Genomic DNA, 16,381 nt, shown 5'->3' with positions numbered 1-16,381 from the left:
CCGGAGGCGGGAGCCGTCGGGGCTCAGCCCTCGGCGGGGCAGGGCACTGTCAGGTCGCGCCCGGCCCGGATCACGTTCCGCAGCCGCTCACCGGCCCGTACTGTCGCGCCCGGCCACACCACGGTGCGGGACACGTCACCGTCCACCCGCGCGCCAGCGCCGACGACGGACTCCACGCAGTGGCCGGTCACCGTCGCGGACTCCTCGACGAGAACGCCGCCGGCTGCGGAGTGCAGGTTGGCCGCCAGGTAGTCGGCCGGGGTGCCGGTGTCGAAGAAGGTGCCCGGGTAGGGCACCACAGTCAGGGCGCCAGCCGCCTCCGCCGGACGCCACACGGCGCGAACCAGGTCCGAGAAGACGACAGGCAGGTCCCGGACCAGCCGCCACGGCAGCAACGAGAAGCCGGTGAAGCAGTGCCCGGCGAAGGTGCCCGGCGCCGTCGGGTCCGCGGCGGGCTGGCCGAGCAGGCGTACGGTGTGCCCGTCCCAGCCGTCGAGCAGGGCGGCCACGTCGGGGCCCGGGGGAGCAGCCGGGTCGGCGAGGTACGCGTCGGCGTTGCCGACCAGTACCGGTCGCCCGTCGATCCAGTCCCGCAGGTTGGCCACCCCGCCCGCGGTGCCCAGCGGGTCGCCCGGCTCCACCGACAGGTGTGCGCGGTCGCCGACGTGCGCCACCACCTGGTCGCCGAGGTAGCAGGCGTTCACAGCGACCCGGTCGGGACCGGACAGGCCCAGGCCGGCCAGCCGCGTCAACGCCCTATCCAGCAGGGGCACGTTGCCCACCGGGCAGAGCGCCTTGGGCAGCCGTTCGGTGAGCGGGCGCAGCCGTGTGCCCTCGCCGGCGGCCAGCACCACAGCGCACAGCTGCGCCGGCACACCGGCCGCGCCGGTCACGGGGTGTCGTCGGGCACCGGCGGCGGGAACTGCCCGGCCAGCGGCCCGATGTCGTAGTAGGCGAGCAGCCGGGCCGTCGGCCAGGTCAGCTTGGGCAGGTCGTCAAGGGGGTGCCAGGCGGCCTCGAAGACCTCCGCGCCGTCGACTGTCAGCTCGGTGCTGGACGCCGGCACCTCGGCCTCGAAGACCATGTCCACCCAGCCCTTGGCGTGCACGATCGCGTTCGGCACCGCCGGGCGCAGCCGGGACGGGGGGAGCCGGACCCCGGACTCCTCGAACAGCTCACGGGCCGCGCCCACCACCGGGGACTCACCCCGGTTGAGCAGGCCGGCGGGGAGTGACCAGCCCTTGCCGGGCGGCTGGCGAAGCATGAGCAACCGGCCCGCGCCCGTCGCCTCGGTGTCCCGGACCAGGGTCACCGCGCCGACGATGTACTTGGGCACGGCCAGCCGGACCAGGCGTCGACGCACCGGCAGCGGCAGTCGGTAGAAGGCCTGGTAGAAGAGGGCCCGACCGGTGGCGCGGGAGCGGGGGATCATGACTCCAGGCTAGTGGTCGCGAATGTCTTTCGGTCGCGCTGGGGCCCGCCGGCTCACTGTCGATGGTCGACCAGGTCGATGAGCTGGCGGACCACGGTGTCCGGTTCGATGGCCCGGTCGAAGACCGCTACCAACAAGGTCTCCAGGTCGGGGTAGCCCAACTCCTCGGAAAGGCGCAGCAGTGGCAGGTCACTGGCGAGGCCCCGGTTGTGCTGGCGCAGGGCGAGCCCGATGGTGGCCCGACCGAGGCGCACCTTGTCGCTGATCGTGATGCCCGGCTCGGTGTGCTCGGCGAACCACCTGTTGATCTGCATCTGCGCGTGCGGCGACTTGACGAAGGTCAGCCACTCCCGTCGGGGACCGCGCGGCGCCACACCGGCCTCGAAGCCGTTGTCGCCGTCGTTCTCGGTGAAGATCTCCACCACGTCGCCCTCGTCCAGCTCCGAACTGAGCGGGGCCAGCCGACCGTTGATGCGGGCGGCGAGGCAGTGGTCGCCCCGGTCGTTGCCCAGCTCGTAGGCGAGGTCGACGGGCGTCGCACCGGCCGGCAGCACTACCTGCCGGCCGTCGGCGAAGACCTGGATCTGCCCCTCGGCCAGGTCGCAGCGCAGCGACTCGTAGAACTGTGCCGGGTCGGCGGCGTCCGGCTCCCAGTCGAGCACCCGGCGCAGCCAGTCCAACTGTTCGGCACGGGCCGCGGCGCTGCTGCTGCCGGAACTGGGGAAACGGAAGTCGGCGGCGATGCCGTACTCGGCCGAGCGGTGCATCTCCTCGGTGCGGATCAACACCTCCACTGTGCGGTCCTGAGGGCCGCAGACGCTGGTGTGCAGCGAACGGTAGAGGTTGTTCTTCGGCGAGGCGATGAAGTCCTTGAAACGGCCGGGAACCGGTCGCCAGGTGCCGTGGATCGCGCCCAGCGCGGCGTAACAGTCGGTGGCCGGGCCGTCGACCACCACCACGATGCGGGGCAGGTCGTACGGAGCCGTGTGGCCGCCGGCGATGGTGTCCTTCCAGATCGAGTAAAGGTGCCGGGGACGAGGGCTCACCTCGGCGTCGACCCGGCTGCGGCGAAGCGCCACCCGGGCCCGGGTGACCACCGAGTCGAGGTACGAATCCCAGCCGGGCCGATCGTGCACGTGCCGGGCCAGCCGGGCGTGCTCGTCGGGCTCAAGGTGCAGCAGCACCACGTCGTCCAGCTCGCGTTTGAGGGTCTGGATGCCCAGCCGGTCACAGAGCGGGACCAGCACCTCCTGGGTCTTGCGGGCGATCCGTTCCCGCGACGACGCGGAGCGCACCCCGAGCGTACGCATGTTGTGCAGCCGGTCAGCCAGCTTGATGATCAGCACCCGGACGTCCTTGGCGGCCGCGACGATCATCTTGCGGACCGTCTCCGCCTCGGCGGCCTTGCCGTAGAACGCCTTGTCGAACTTGGTCACCCCGTCGACCAGGTGGGCCACCTCGCCGCCGAAGTCCTCGGAGAGCGCCTGGAGCGTGTAGCGGGTGTCCTCCACGGTGTCGTGCAGCAGCGCCGCGACCAGGGTGGTGGTGTCCATCCCCAGCTCGGCGCAGATCTGCGCCACCGCGAGGGGGTGGGTGATGTACGGTTCCCCGCTCTTGCGGAACTGCCCGCGGTGCATGTTCTCGGCGATCGTGTAGGCACGGCGCAGCACCGCGGGGTCGGTGCCGGCATGGATGCCCCGGTGGGTGCGCACCAGCTGGGTGACCGGGTCCGAGTCGGTGGTCGGCCAGCTGAGCAACGACCGCAGCCGGCGGGCGAGCGGCAGCTCACCCGGCTGTGTCGGCAGGGCGCCCCCCAGGGCGGCGCCGTGTCCGGCGTCGACGTCCACGAGGGACACCTCCTCACCCCGGCTCCACATCGCCGGAACCCGGCGGGGGAGCAGGCCCACGAATCGGGCAGGACTGCACTTCTCTAACAGCCTAAGCGAGTCGACGTAGTCCGATCGGTCAGTTGGTCATGAGCGTTCGGTCGAGAGTTGGTGGGACGCGCCGCCTTCGGCCTTCGCCAGCAGGTCACGGAACCGGCCCGCGCCACTCGCCGGAGACGACCAACCGGAGGACAACTCGACGAGTCGGGTCTCCGGTCGCTCCAACCAGGACAGGATCCGCTCCGACTCCTCGGCGGTCGCGGCCGGCACCGGACCGTGCCCGCCCGACACCGTCTCGGCGGTGGCCCGGATCGCGGTCAACGTGGGACGCGGGTGAACGCCCGGCGGGGACACCCCCGCGCCGGCCAGTCTGCCGTGCCGGACCAGCGCCAACTCCCAGCCGCCCCGGGCGGCCGGCCGGGCCGCGGCCAACTCGACGATCCCGGTCAGCGCGGCCAGCCGCTGCATCCGCACTGTGGCCCGCAGCACGGCGGCCAGCCGGGACCGCACCACAGCGGCCTCCTCGTAGCGCTGGTCGCGGGAGAGCACGTCGATCCGCGCGAGCAGCGCGTCCACCACCGGCTGGGGGTCGCTGGACGTCGCGGTACGGAAGGGCGCGGCGGCGCTGTCGTCGTACTCCTCGGGGGTGATCTTGTGTTCGCAGGGTGCCGGGCAGCGACCCAGCTCGGCCAGCGCGCAGGCCGGCGTGACGGTGCGCAGCGAGAGCCGGTGCGTGCACTGGCGCAGCGGCACCGCGTCGTGGAAACCGGCGGCGGCCAGCTCGGCGGCCCGCCGGGAGGTGAACGGCCCGAGGTACGCGGTGTCGGTGGGGGAGAGGTCGCGGACGATCGACAGCCGAGGGTACGGATCGTCGGTCAGCTTGAGCCAGAGCATCCGTTCCGGGTATTTGGACCGGCGGTTGTACGGCGGGGCGTGCGCCGCGATCAACCGCAGCTCGCGGACCTCCGCCTCCAACGAGTGGGCGCACTCCACCGCCTCGACCCGCTCGGCCGCGCCCAGCATCTCGGAGATCCGGGCACGCTTCTCGCCGGCGGTGAAGTAGCTGCGCACCCGGGTGGCGATGTCGACCGAGGTGCCCACGTAGAGCGGCCGATCGTCGGCGGCCCGGAAGATGTAGACCCCGGGGACCTTGGGCAACCCCTCGGCCAGGTGCCGTTTGCGGCGCTGGGTAGGGGTGACCGCGCGGGCGAACTCGATGGCGTCGCCGACCGTGTCCACCCGGTGCCCGCCGAGCCGGCCGATCAGCCCGTGCAGGACGTCGACGGTGGCCTTCGCGTCGTCCAACGCCCGGTGGGTGGGCTGGGTGGCGGTGCGGAAGTAGGCGGCCAGGGTGCCCAGCTTGCGGTTGGGCACCTCGTCGCGGGTCAGCACCCGGCGGGCGAGCGCCGCCGTGTCCAGGACCCGGGGGTTGGGCCAGCGGTAGCCGTGCTTGGCGCAGGCGGCCTTGAGGAAGCCCACGTCGTACGGGGCGTTGTGGGCCACCAGCACCGCGTCGTCGATGAACTCCAGGAAGCTCGGCAGCACCTGCTCGATCGGTGGCGCCGGCACCAGCATGGCCTGGGTGATGCCGGTCAGCACCGTGATGAACGGCGGAATCGGCTGGCCCGGGTTGACCAGGGTCGCCAGCACCCCCAACTGCTCGCCGCCGCGCACCTTGACCGCGCCGATCTCGGTGATGCCGCCGCCGTCCGGCGCGCCGCCGGTGGTCTCCAGGTCGACCACCACGAAGGTCGTCGCGTAGAGCGGCAGCGCCGGGTCCACCCCGCCCACCGCCGGGTCGAGACCGGCCAGTGACTCCTGGACGTACTCCGCCTGTGCCATCGGCGGCACGCTAGCGCCTCGGTCCGACACTCCCGTCGCAGCCGTCCCATCCGTCACCATGGGGCTAGGATGAGAGATCGGCTCACTCACCGGGCGGTGGGCCCGGTCGCGGTGGGAGACTTGCCACATGCCCCTCACCGAGCCTTACGACGACCACCTCCCGCAGGAGGATCCGGTCGCGCTCGACGGTGCTGTGGGCAACCCGGACGACAACGTAGTCACCGACACATCGCGCGCATCGGACCCGACAACGGACGACGGCCCCACCGCCGAGCCGGAGCCGACCCTGCCCGAGCCGGTCCGGCAGCGGATCGTGACGCTCACCGCTGCGGTGCTGCCCACCCTCCCCACCGACGAGGTCCCGGTGCCGTTGCGCCGGGTGGCAAAGTTCGCCCCCAACCGCCGCGCCCGGCTCGGCGCGCCGGTCATCGCCGCCCAGCTCACCGCCGACCCGCTGTTCCGGCAGCGGGTCACCGCGCGGGTCCTGTCCGACGCCGGTGACCTCGGCGCGGCAGTGGTCGAGGGCACCGCGCCGGCCGCCGCCGACCCGGTCGAGGTGGCCGCGCTGGCCTACCTGGCCCGGCCCCGCGGCTGGCGGGAGCTGATCGACGCCAGCGGCGCGGCCGTGCGCGCCGAGGCGGACAGCGCCGTCGTCGCCGAGTTGGTCCGCGAGGCCGAGCAGCGGGCCACCCGGGCCGAGCACGACCGCGCTGTGGCCCGGGTCGAGGCCGAGAAGCTCCGCGACGAGTTGGCCCGCGTCCGCGAGGAGCTGGGTCAGCTGCGTGAGGAGTCCCGGCAGGTGGCCCGCACCCTGCGGGAGACCCAGGCCCGTGAGCGGAAGGCCACCGAGCTGCTGGCCACCGAGCGCGGCCGGGCCGCCCGGGCCAGCGCCGACGTGGACGCCGAACTCCGCCGTGCCCGGGCCCGGCTGGCCGAGGCCGAGGCCGCCGCCGGGGTGGCCCGGGCCAGCGCCAAGGAGGCACGCTCGGTCGACGACGCCCGGCTCTGGCTGCTCCTGGAGACCATCGGTCAGGCCGCCGTCGGGCTGCGCCGGGAGCTGGCGCTCGACCCGGTGGACAAGCTCCCCGCCGACTTCGTCGCCGACGCGTTCGCCGAGCAGCCGGGCACCGCCCCGGCCGGCCCCGCCGCCCGCGCCCGCGACACCGACGATCCGGCCCGGCTCGACCAGTTGCTCGCCCTGCCCCGGGCGCACCTGGTGGTGGACGGTTACAACGTCACCAAGCGTGGCTTCGGCGAGATGTCCCTGGAGCAGCAGCGCAAACGACTGATCACCGGGCTGGGCGGGATCGCCGCGCAGACCGGCGACGAGGTCACAGTGGTCTTCGACGGCGCCGAGCGGATGCACGGGCTGCCGCCCGCGCCGCGCGGCGTACGGGTGCTCTTCTCCCGCAAGGGTGAGACCGCCGACGAGCTGATCCGGCGACTGGTCCGCGCCGAGCCGGCGGGCCGGCCGGTGGTCGTGGTCTCGTCGGACCGCGAGGTCGCCGACGGGGTACGCCGGCACGGCGCGTACCCGCTGGGCGCTGACTCGCTGCTGCGGCGGCTCGCCCGCTCCTGAGCGCAGCGGGCCGACAGGTCGACGGGTCGCAGGACGACGTCAAGGTCTTCGTCGACCGGGACTGGTCGACGCTTGCCGGTGCGGTGATGGGCGGCGTCGATGTGGATGCTCATCGACGCGCCGTGGCTGGCCGAGGGGGTCGGTAGTCGTCGGGTCTGGCGCCGGTTCCTTGATGTCGGGGGTTCTGGGCGGGTGGGATACCCCGATATCGCTGATCTGGAGTGGATCTAGCCCCGAAACGGGCGGTCGGACGGGGTTCCTGTCGTACCCGGTGGTTAGTGTCGATGTCACCGACGGTGCTCGCTCGGCGACGGCAGGAGTCGCCCGAGCGCCGCGAGCCGATCAGGAGGGCGTGATGCTCATCGACTGCGACGGGTGCGCGAAGCGGGCCGACGGCTGTTCCGGCTGCCCGCTGACCGCCCTGTTCGACGAGACGTCCCCGGCGGCCGGGCTGGTCGCCGCCGAGGTCGAGGCCATCGAGGTGCTCGCCCGGGCCGGCTTCGAGGTGGAGGTGCTGGCCGCGCCCGCGCGCCCGCAGGCAGCCCGCCGTCGCGCCAGCCGCCGCGTCGCCTGAGCGCGACACCGCGCCCGGAAGCGGGCTTTTCGCGGGCCATAGGATGAGCGGTCACGGCGGGAGGAGCGGCGCGATGAACGGGGAACAACTGGTGGTGACGCGGTGACCCCGCGCGGCTGGGCGCTGTTGACCCTGGCCGGGCTGGCCCTCGCGCTGGTCGTGCTGGCCGCGCTGCTCATCCCGTGGCACCGCCCGCCGGCACCCCGGGCCGACCAGCTCGCCGCGCTGGGCGACCTGCCGGCCGAGCAGGTGGCCAAGGGGCGGGAGTTCCGGGCCGCGCTGCGTCCCGGTGGCTACGCCGCGCTCGCCGTTGGGCTGCTGATCGCCCTCGCGCTCGGGTTGACCCCGTTGGGCGGTCGCCTGGTCGAGCTGGTGGGCCGGCCGTTCGGTGGGCACTGGGCGGCGCAGGCTGTGCTCGGCGGGCTGGCGGTGGTGCTCGTCGCCGACCTGGTGACGCTCCCGTTCGCCGCCTGGCGGCAGAGCGTGCTCACCCGCTACGGGTTGAGCACCAACGGCTGGAGCGGCTGGGCTGTCGACCTGCTCAAGTCGTACGCCGTCAGCGCGGTGATCGGCGCGGTGGCGCTGTTCGCCTTCTACGCGGTCATCCGGCTCGCGCCACGCTGGTGGTGGGCGTTCGGTGCGGCCGGCGCGGCGGTGCTTGTGGGGCTGCTGTCGTTCGTGTTGCCGGTGCTGGTGGAGCCGGTGTTCAACCGGTTCACCCCGATGGAGCAGGGCCCGCTGCGCACCGAGCTGATGAGCATGGCCGCCCGGGACGGGGTGCCGGTGCGTGACGTGCTGGTCGCCGACGCCTCCCGGCGCACCAGGGCGGTCAACGCGTACGTCTCCGGTCTCGGTCCGACCCGACGGGTGGTCGTCTACGACACGCTGCTGCGTGAGGCGACCCCGGCCGAGGTGACCGCCGTCGTGGCGCACGAGTTGGGGCACGCGAAGGACTCCGACGTGGCGGCCGGCACGCTGACCGGGGCGCTGGGCGCCGCGGCCGCCGTGGTGGCGCTCTACCTGCTGGGCTCGTGGGGGCCGCTGCTGCGGCTGGCGGGTGTCGACTCGGTGGCCCAGCCGCGCGCGTTCCCGCTGCTGGTCGCCCTGGTCACAGTGGCCGGGCTGGTTGCCGCTCCGGTGCAGGCGCTGATGTCCCGCCGGGTGGAGGCGCGGGCCGACGCGCACGCGCTCGCGCTCACCAACGACCCGGAGTCCTTCGAGTCGATGCAGCGCCGGCTCGGCTCGGTCAACCTCGGCGACCCCGACCCGCCCCGCTGGGAATACCTCTATTCGGCCTCACATCCGTCGACAGTGGAGCGGATGGCCGCCGCCCGCGCGTACGCCCGGGAGGCCGGCCGATGAACCGCACCCTGCTGATCACCAATGACTTTCCGCCCCGTCCGGGTGGGATCCAGTCGTTCGTGCACAACCTCGCGGTCCGTCAACCGGCCGGCTCGGTGGTCGTCTACGCGTCGAGCTGGCGCGGGGCAGCGAAGTTCGACGCCGACCAGCCGTTCGAGGTGATCCGGGAACGTACCCGGGTGTTGCTGCCCACCCCGTTGATCGCCCGCAGGGCGGCCCGGTTGGCTCGCTCGTACGACTGCGACACCGTGTGGTTCGGCGCGGCGGCCCCGTTGGGCCTTCTCGCGGCCGGCCTGCGGCGGCGTGCCGAAATCCGCCGGGTGGTGGCGCAGACCCATGGCCACGAGATCGGTTGGGCGGCGGTGCCGGCCGCCCGGCCGGCGCTGCGGCGCATCGGTCGGGGTGTGGACGTGACCACCTATCTCGGCGAGTACACCCGTAGCCGGTTGGCCCGGGTGCTGGACGGGGTGACCGAGCTGCGCCGCCTCGCGCCCGGGGTCGACGTGGACACCTACCACCCGAGCGTGGACGGTGAACAGGTCCGGGCCCGGCTCGGGTTGACCGACCGGCCGGTGGTCGTCTGTGTGTCCCGGCTGGTGCCGCGCAAGGGTCAGGACACCCTGATCCGGGCGCTGCCGGAGATCCGCCGCCGGGTGCCCGACGCGGCGCTGCTGATCGTCGGTGGCGGGCCGTACCGGGCGACCCTGGAGAAGCTGGCCCGCCAGACCGGTGTGGAACGGGATGTGGTGTTCACCGGCACGGTGCCGTCGGTCGAGTTGCCGGCGCACTACGCGGCCGGTGACGTCTACGCGATGCCGTGCCGCACCCGCAACCGTGGCCTCGACGTCGAAGGGCTGGGCATCGTCTATCTGGAGGCATCCGCGGCCGGTCTGCCGGTGGTGGCCGGTGACTCCGGGGGCGCGCCGGACGCGGTCCGCGAGGGGGAGACCGGCTACGTCGTGCGCGGTCGGGATGTCGCCCAGCTCGCCGACCGGGTAGCCCGGCTGCTCGCCGACCGGGACCTGGCCCGTCAGCTGGGCGCGGCCGGCCGGGCGTGGGTGGAACGGGAGTGGCGCTGGGAGGCGCAGGCGGAACGCATGGCGGCACTGCTCGCCGGCTGATCGCCGCCCGCGTTCAGCTCTCCCGGGCGGGCGCGTAGCGCGGCACGTACTCCTGGCCGGTGAGCTGCTGGATCGCCGCCATCACCTCGTCGGTGACAGTTCGGATGTCCCGCGGCCCGTTGATCCGTTCGGCGACCGGGATCGGCGGGCCGAACCGCAGGGTGATCGGGTGTCGACGGGGCAGCCGTGCGTCGACCGGCAGCACGTCGGCGGTGCCGAGCACGCCCACCGGGATGATCGGCACGCCGGCGTCGCGGGCCAGTCGGGTCATCCCGACCCGCCCCCGGTAGAGCCGCCCGTCCGGGGAACGGGTGCCCTCCGGGTAGACGGCGACCAGGCCGCCGGCGCGCAGCACCGGGACGGCGGCGTCGAGGGCGCGCAGGGCGGCCCGGCCGTCGGTGCGGTCGACCGGGATGGCGCCCATGCCGGCGACGATCCGCCGGTTGAGCCAACCGGCCGGGCCCCGGCCGTTGAAGTACTCGACCTTCGCCCAGAAGGTGACGTGTCGGGGTGTCGAGGTGACGAGAAACAGCTCGTCGGCGACGGAGAGGTGATTGCCGGCGAGGATCGCGCCGCCGTGTCGGGGCAGATGCTCAAGCCCTTCCACCCGGGGCTGCCAGCCAAACCGCAGGGCGGCGCCGACGGTCAGCTTGGTGACGTCGTACAGCAGGGGCACGTGTCCTCCGGGTCGGGTTTCAGGCCCGCGCCGGGCCGAGGTGGGCGTCCAACGCGGCGCGCAGCAGGGCATCGTCGTCGGTGGCGCCGGTGGCCAGCGGCAGGCTGCCCCAGGCCCAGAGTTGGGCGATGCCGTGCAGGTTCGCCCACAGCGCGCCGGCCAGCACCGCCGCTGGCGCGTCGGTGGGCCGGCGCGCCTGCGCCACCAGATCGGCCAGCACGGCGAACAGCGGCAGGCTCGTCTCGCGCAGCCGCAGTCGGCCGCTGTCCAGCAGGTCGTGGCGGAACATCAGCTCGAACATGCCGCGGTGGGCCGCCGCGAAGTCCAGGTACGTCCGGGCCAACGCTGTCAATTGGGTACGGGGATCCGGGTCGGCGTCGCGCAACGTTCGCTCGACCCGGGCGGTGAGGTCGGCGAAGCCCTCCCGGGCGATGGCGGAGAGCAGGTCGACGTGGGTGGGAAAGTAGCGGCGCGGTGCGCCGTGCGAGACCCCGGCACTACGGGCGATCTCCCGCAGCGACACCGCCGACTGGCCCTCGCGCAGCACCAGGTCCACCCCGGCGGCCACCAACCGCGCCCGCAGCCCTGTCTCGTCCGCGTCCATAGACACTGTCTACCAGTCGAGGTAGACGCTGTCTACCTCGGTGCCGGATCTCCCGGGCGGTCTGCCGTCCGCAGACCGGTGAGGGGTTTCGTGAAGTCGGGGTGTCGTGCGCGAGGGATACCCCGACATCACGAAAGACGAGTGGATCACGTGCGTCGGTCGGGGGGTGGTTGGGCCGGGCAGGTTCAGCGGATGCGGGCCAGGATGCGATCGGCGGGGGCCGGGCGGCCGAAGTGCCAACCCTGAGCCGCGTCGCAGCCGATCGCGCGTAGCCGCTCGGCCTGCCCGGCGGTCTCCACCCCTTCGGCGGTGACGGTCAGGTCCAGCGCGTGCGCCAGCGAGACCAGGGAGGCGAGAATCCGCTCGTCGGTGCGGCCGACGGAGGGCGACCGCAGGCCCGCCACGAACTCCCCGGCCACCTTCAGTTCGGTCACCGGCAGATCCCGCAGGTACGCCAGGTTGCTGTAACCGGTGCCGAAGTCGTCGATGGCGATGCGGACCCCGAGGTCGGCGAGGACCCGCAGGGCGCGGACCGGCTCCTCGGCGGTGCTCATCATCGTGCTCTCGGTGATCTCCAGTTGGAGTCGCTCCGGTGGCAGGCCGGTCCGCCGCAGCAGCGCGCGGACCTCCTGCACCAACCCGGGCCGGTGCACCTGCCGCACCGCCAGGTTGACACTGACGAAGGGCGCGGCGACACCCCCGGCCGACCACGCCTCGGCCTCGCGGCACGCCTCGGCCAACACCCAACCGCCCAACTGGACGATCAGGCCGGTCTCCTCGGCCAACCCGATGAAGCTGTCCGGGCGCAGCACCCCCAACTCGGGGTGGCGCCACCGGACCAGCGCCTCCACGCCGACCAGGCTGCCGTCGCGCAGCGAGGTCAGCGGCTGGTAGTCGAGGTAGAACTCGCCCCGCTCCAACGCCGCCGGGATGGCCGCGGAGAGCGCGTACCGGGCCAGCTCACGTTGGTTGCGCTCGGCGTCGTACAGCGCCCAGCGCGCCCCACCGGCGGACTTCGCCCAGTGCAGGGTGCTGTCGGCGGCCCGCATCAGGTCCGTGGGGTTCGCCCCGGCCACCTGGCGCTCAACGATGCCGATGCTCGCCGATATCTGAAGCTCGTGCCCGTCGACCAGGGCCGGTGTGCGTACCGCGGCGAGCGCCGTCTCGGCCACCGCCACCATGTCGTCGGTGCCGGCGGTGCGTTCCACCAGAATGACGAACTCGTCGCCGCCGAGCCGGGCCACCAGGTGCTCACCCATTGACTTGCGCAGCCGCTCGGCCACAGTGGCCAGCAGCAGGTCACCGATCTGGTGCCCCAGCGTGTCGTTGACCACCTTGAAGCGGTCCAGGTCCAGGAAGCACACCCCGACCCGCTGCGCGCCCCGGCCCGGCTCGTTGAGCGCAGCGGCGAGCCGTTCGGTGAACAGCGTCCGGTTGGGCAGGCCGGTGAGCGGGTCGTGGGTGGCCTGATGTCGGAACCGGGCCTCGCTGGCCCGCAGTGCCCGCTCGGCCTGGGTGCGGGCGCGCATGGCGGCGCGGCGGATCGACTCCTGCTCGTCGAGGGTCCGGTCGCGCAGCGCGCGGGCGTAGCCGGTCGTCACGGCCGCCAGCAGCCGGGCCATCCGGTCCTCGACGTCCTCGGCCACCAAGCCCAGGTCACGCACCAGGCGGAGCTGGATGACCTCGACGGTACGACCCAGCCCCTCGGCGGAAGCGATGTGCGCGGCGACCAACTCGGCACCGACCCGGTGCCCGGCACGCAGGTCGAAAGGCTCGGTGAGCAACGCCCCGGCCAGTTGCCCGGTGAGCCGGTCCAGCAGGGACTCCAACTGGGCCTGGGTCATCGGTAGGTAGCTGGTGCCGGAGACCGCCTTCGCCCAGGCCCGGGCGAACGTCCCCGGGCAGGGGTTCGCCCCGGGCGACTCAGCCACCGAGGCGCCCGACGCCGCCCATGAAGACCGCGCGCTCGGCGTCCTCCGCGCTCTCCGGGGTGTCCGGTCGCCACTGGGGCACCCAGACCACGCCGGGGTCGAGCAGCTCGAAGCCGTCGAAGAGCGTGGTCAGCTCGGCGCGGCTGCGCACCGACAGCGGGTTGTCGGTACGCCGGTAGACCCGCTCCGCCTCGGCGCGCTCGTCCTCGCTGCGCCCGTCGTCGCTGGCCTGCGACAGCACCAGGTAGCTGCCGGGCGCCAACGCGTCCCGCAGCGTCCGCAGCAGCTCCGCCGGCCGGTCGTCGTCGGAGACGAAGTGCAGGACGGCCACGACCATCACGGCCACCGGTTGGCTCAGGTCGAGCAGCTTGCGGACGTCCGGATGGGCCAGGATCGCCTCCGGGTTGCGCAGGTCCTCCTGTACGACTGCGGCCTGCTCGTTGCCGGCGAGGATCTCGCGGCTGTGCGCCACCGCCACCGGGTCGACGTCCACATAGACCACACGCGCCTGCGGGTCGAGCTGCTGGGCGATCTCGTGCACGTTGCCGACCGTCGGGATGCCCGAACCGATGTCCAGGAACTGCTTGATCCCGGCGTCGGCAAGGTGGTGCACGGCGCGACGCAGGAACGCCCGGTTGGCCTGGGCCATCAGAGGTGCCTCGGGCACCGCGGCGACCATGGCCTGCGCGGCGGCCCGGTCGGCGGCGAAGTTGTGCGAGCCGCCGAGGTAGTAGTCGTACATCCGCGCGACGCTCGGGCGCTCGATGTCGATGGTGTCGGGTGCCCAGTCCGGCCGCTGCATGCGTTTCACCCCTCGAATCCGCGACGCGAGCATCGTCGCCCGCGCGGGTATTGTGCACCCGCCACGCACGCCAGACCATAGCGCGCCGAAGGTTGCTCGCCGACGTCGGTCGATGCGCGACGGTCCGCGCCGGGGAGAAGCTGGCGCGGACCGTCGGTCGTTTCGTCCCGCTCGACGAGCGGGAGGCAGATCAGAACTTCGGCGCGTCCGGTGCCTCGAGCAGGCCCAGCCGGAGCGCGGTCATCAGGGCCTGAGCCCGGTTGGCCGCGCCGAGCTTCTCGTAGAGCTTCGAGATGTGCGTCTTCGCCGTGGACTCGCTGACGAACAGCTGCTTGGCGATGCCCGCCACGCTCATCCCGTCGGCGAGCAGCCGCAGCACCTGCCCCTCCCGCGGAGACAACTGCGGGCCGGACGGGGCGAGCCGGCGCTTCATCGCCTCGGCCAGGTCGGCCGCGGTGAACGCGCTGGGGGAGGAGGCGGCGTGCCGTGCGGCGGCCACCACCTCGTCGGCCGGGGCGGTCTTCGGCACGAAGGCGCTCGCGCCGGCCTCCAGAGCCCCGAAGAGCTGATCGTCGCCGGCGTACATGGTCAGCACCACGATGCCCATCGACGCGCTGGACTTGCGCAGTGCGCGGGTGGCCTCCAGGCCGCTGCCGTCGGGCAGCCGCAGATCCATGATCACCACGTCCGGCTGCAAGGCGCCGGCCTGGCGTACTCCCTCCGCCGCCGTGGCCGCCTCACCGACGACCTCGAACTGGCGGTCGCGCTCGAAGGCGTGCCGCAAACCCTTGCGAATCAGGTCATGATCGTCGACAAGGAGGACCTTGGTACGGGTGGCCGGTATCGGACTTGTGGTCATCCTCGGGTTACTCCCCTTCTGGTGCTGCGCTGCCGCGCACGTTATCGCGCCGGGCCGAGGTGCCGAGAACCACCGCCACGGTCGTGCCGCTGGGTTGCCGCGGCCTGATCTCCAACCGGCCCCGGATACGTTCCGCCCTCTCGGCCATGATCGCAAGACCGTACCGCCCGTCCGGGCGCTGGTCAGCCATCCCCTGACCGTCATCCGACACTTCTATTTGCGCGTACGGGGGGTCGACCTCACACGTGACCCACAAATTCGACGCCCCGGCGTGCTTGCGCGCGTTGGTCACCGCCTCCTGCGCGATGCGCAGCAACTCGGCTTCGGTGGCGGCCGGCAACCGGGCGGTGGACTCGTCCAGCGAGAGGTGCACCCGCAGCCCGCCGGACGCGCCCACGGTGCGCGCGTACTCGGCGATCGCCGCGGCCAACCCACCCTGCCGGTCCACCTCGCTGCGCAACTCGAAGAGGCTCAGCCGCAGCTCCTGGATCACCCGGGTCACCTCGCCGCGCAGCGTACGCAGGGCCTCGGCGGTCTCGTCGGCGTCGTCGTAGACGGTGGCCAGGGCGTTGTCGATGCCGTAGCCGACCATCACCAGCTCCTGGGCCACCCCGTCGTGGATCTCCCGGGCCAGCCGCTGCCGTTCCTCGTTGGTGGCCAGTGAGCGCACCTCGTCGAAGAGCAGCGCCGCCTCCAGCCGCAGCGCGGCCGGGCGGGTCAGCGCGGTCACCCGGGACACCACCGGCGGTGGGTACGCGTGCGCGGCGTCGGCCTCCAGCACCACCAGACCCACGGTGCGCACCCCGGCGACCAGCGGAATGATCAGCGCGGACACGTCGCCGCCGCGGTGCGAGCGGGACTGCGACCGGGCGGCGGTGGTGGCCTGCTGGGTGGCCCAGGCGTCGGCGATCGCCGAGTCGGCGTCCAGCGTCGTCTCCCAGTCCACCCGGTCGACACCGGCCTGGGCGAGCACCACGAGCCGACCGCCGCCGCTGGCCGACAGCACCGCGCCCCGGTCCGCGCGGGCCACCGTCCGCAGCTCCTCCAGCAGGTGCTCGGAGATGCCGCCCGGGTCCAGGGTCGCCCCGGGCAGCTGCCGGGCCACCGTTCGCAGTTGGGTCAGCAGCCGGGTCGCCTCGGCGTACGGCTGGGGTTTGCCCTCACCGCGGACCGCCATCACCCGGTGCAGCGTGCCGGCGGCATAGAGCCCCAGCGCCGCCAGGATCAGCCACTGCGCGCAGACCGCGAGGTAACCGAGCTGGCCGAGCTGGAGACCACCGTCGACCCGGGTCAGCGCGCCGCTGAGCAGCAGGGTGGCGGCGGTGACCACGAGCAGCGCGGCGCCCTCCGGGAAGCGGCGGCGCAGCGCGGTGACTGTCACCGGAACCGCCAGGTAGGGCAGCACCGCCGAGGCGCCCAGGCCGTCAACAGTGCCACCGATCGACGCCACAGCGGCGACGTGGCTCGCGGCCAGCCCCAGCACCAGCACCTCGGCCACCCGGCTCAGCGGGCCGACCAGCCGGTGCTGCGGTGCCAGCAGTGAGGGCAGCCCGGCCACCGCCAGCAGCGCGATCCACCACAGCTGGGTGACGTCGCGGGTGGCGAACAGGGTCAGGATGGCGACCAGCGCCAGCATCACCACGCGGGCGGCCGCGGCGAGGGGATGCGGGTGCGGGGCGGTGGCTGTGGATGCGGGCACGTGACGGATGGTAG

General features: G+C 73.2%; 14 protein-coding genes. 4 read left to right on the top strand and 10 right to left on the bottom strand.

The genetic code is table 11. The features are described 5' to 3' along the window. Positions 1–23: 23 nt before the first annotated feature. The 4 genes from AB0B98_RS14495 to AB0B98_RS14480 form a co-directional block, all read right to left on the bottom strand. Positions 24–893: a sugar phosphate nucleotidyltransferase gene (locus tag AB0B98_RS14495; RefSeq protein WP_357362959.1), complete on the bottom strand. Its 870-nt coding sequence runs from the start codon at positions 891–893 to the stop codon at positions 24–26. Beyond that, complete coding sequence (locus AB0B98_RS14490; RefSeq protein WP_357362957.1) at positions 890–1,432, bottom strand: NUDIX domain-containing protein; 543 nt, start codon at positions 1,430–1,432, stop codon at positions 890–892. Before AB0B98_RS14490 ends, AB0B98_RS14495 begins: the two co-directional genes overlap by 4 nt. Positions 1,433–1,485: 53 nt before the next feature. Further along, the gene (locus AB0B98_RS14485; protein ID WP_357363035.1) at positions 1,486–3,279 is read right to left on the bottom strand and encodes an HD domain-containing protein; all 1,794 of its coding nucleotides are present in this window, start codon (positions 3,277–3,279) and stop codon (positions 1,486–1,488) included. 126 nt (positions 3,280–3,405) lie between these two features. Further along, a complete protein-coding gene (locus tag AB0B98_RS14480; protein WP_357362955.1) occupies positions 3,406–5,160 on the bottom strand; it encodes a DEDD exonuclease domain-containing protein in 1,755 nt (584 codons plus the stop codon). A 127-nt stretch (positions 5,161–5,287) separates the two neighbouring features. Between AB0B98_RS14480 and AB0B98_RS14475 the strand changes: the two genes are divergently transcribed. The 4 genes from AB0B98_RS14475 to AB0B98_RS14460 all read left to right on the top strand — a co-directional run bounded on the left by AB0B98_RS14475 (position 5,288) and on the right by AB0B98_RS14460 (position 9,796). Beyond that, positions 5,288–6,739 (top strand): NYN domain-containing protein, encoded by a 1,452-nt coding sequence (locus tag AB0B98_RS14475; RefSeq protein WP_357362953.1) that lies wholly within the window; start codon positions 5,288–5,290, stop codon positions 6,737–6,739. Between the two features lie 355 nt (positions 6,740–7,094). Next, entirely contained in the window at positions 7,095–7,313 is a 219-nt protein-coding gene (locus AB0B98_RS14470) for a hypothetical protein (protein WP_357362951.1), read from the top strand. A gap of 102 nt (positions 7,314–7,415) precedes the next feature. Beyond that, positions 7,416–8,675, top strand: a complete 1,260-nt coding sequence (locus AB0B98_RS14465; RefSeq protein ID WP_357362949.1) for a M48 family metallopeptidase — start codon at positions 7,416–7,418, stop codon at positions 8,673–8,675. Next, positions 8,672–9,796 (top strand): glycosyltransferase family 4 protein, encoded by a 1,125-nt coding sequence (locus AB0B98_RS14460; protein WP_357362947.1) that lies wholly within the window; start codon positions 8,672–8,674, stop codon positions 9,794–9,796. The genes AB0B98_RS14465 and AB0B98_RS14460 overlap by 4 nt, the downstream gene beginning before the upstream one ends. Before the next feature lie 13 nt (positions 9,797–9,809). On the opposite strand, the gene AB0B98_RS14455 is transcribed toward AB0B98_RS14460, so the two are convergent. The 6 genes from AB0B98_RS14455 to AB0B98_RS14430 all read right to left on the bottom strand — a co-directional run bounded on the left by AB0B98_RS14455 (position 9,810) and on the right by AB0B98_RS14430 (position 16,367). Then, positions 9,810–10,472 (bottom strand): lysophospholipid acyltransferase family protein, encoded by a 663-nt coding sequence (locus tag AB0B98_RS14455; protein WP_357362945.1) that lies wholly within the window; start codon positions 10,470–10,472, stop codon positions 9,810–9,812. Between the two features lie 19 nt (positions 10,473–10,491). Then, the gene (locus AB0B98_RS14450; protein ID WP_357362943.1) at positions 10,492–11,076 is read right to left on the bottom strand and encodes a TetR/AcrR family transcriptional regulator; all 585 of its coding nucleotides are present in this window, start codon (positions 11,074–11,076) and stop codon (positions 10,492–10,494) included. Positions 11,077–11,261: 185 nt separating this feature from the next. Continuing rightward, entirely contained in the window at positions 11,262–12,920 is a 1,659-nt protein-coding gene (locus tag AB0B98_RS14445) for a bifunctional diguanylate cyclase/phosphodiesterase (protein ID WP_238667489.1), read from the bottom strand. A gap of 79 nt (positions 12,921–12,999) precedes the next feature. Beyond that, positions 13,000–13,809, bottom strand: coding sequence for an SAM-dependent methyltransferase (locus AB0B98_RS14440; RefSeq protein ID WP_238667425.1), 810 nt, complete (start codon positions 13,807–13,809; stop codon positions 13,000–13,002). Between the two features lie 190 nt (positions 13,810–13,999). Next, positions 14,000–14,668: a response regulator transcription factor gene (locus AB0B98_RS14435; RefSeq protein WP_030337723.1), complete on the bottom strand. Its 669-nt coding sequence runs from the start codon at positions 14,666–14,668 to the stop codon at positions 14,000–14,002. Positions 14,669–14,675: 7 nt separating this feature from the next. Beyond that, a complete protein-coding gene (locus AB0B98_RS14430) occupies positions 14,676–16,367 on the bottom strand; it encodes a GAF domain-containing sensor histidine kinase (RefSeq protein ID WP_357362941.1) in 1,692 nt (563 codons plus the stop codon). Positions 16,368–16,381: the final 14 nt, after the last annotated feature.

Origin of the sequence: Micromonospora sp. NPDC048947, assembly GCF_040649495.1 — a bacterium.
Lineage (GTDB): Bacteria > Actinomycetota > Actinomycetes > Mycobacteriales > Micromonosporaceae > Micromonospora > Micromonospora alfalfae.
The sequence above is the reverse complement of the archived record's forward strand: the minus strand, read 5'-3'. Positions and strand labels throughout refer to the sequence as shown.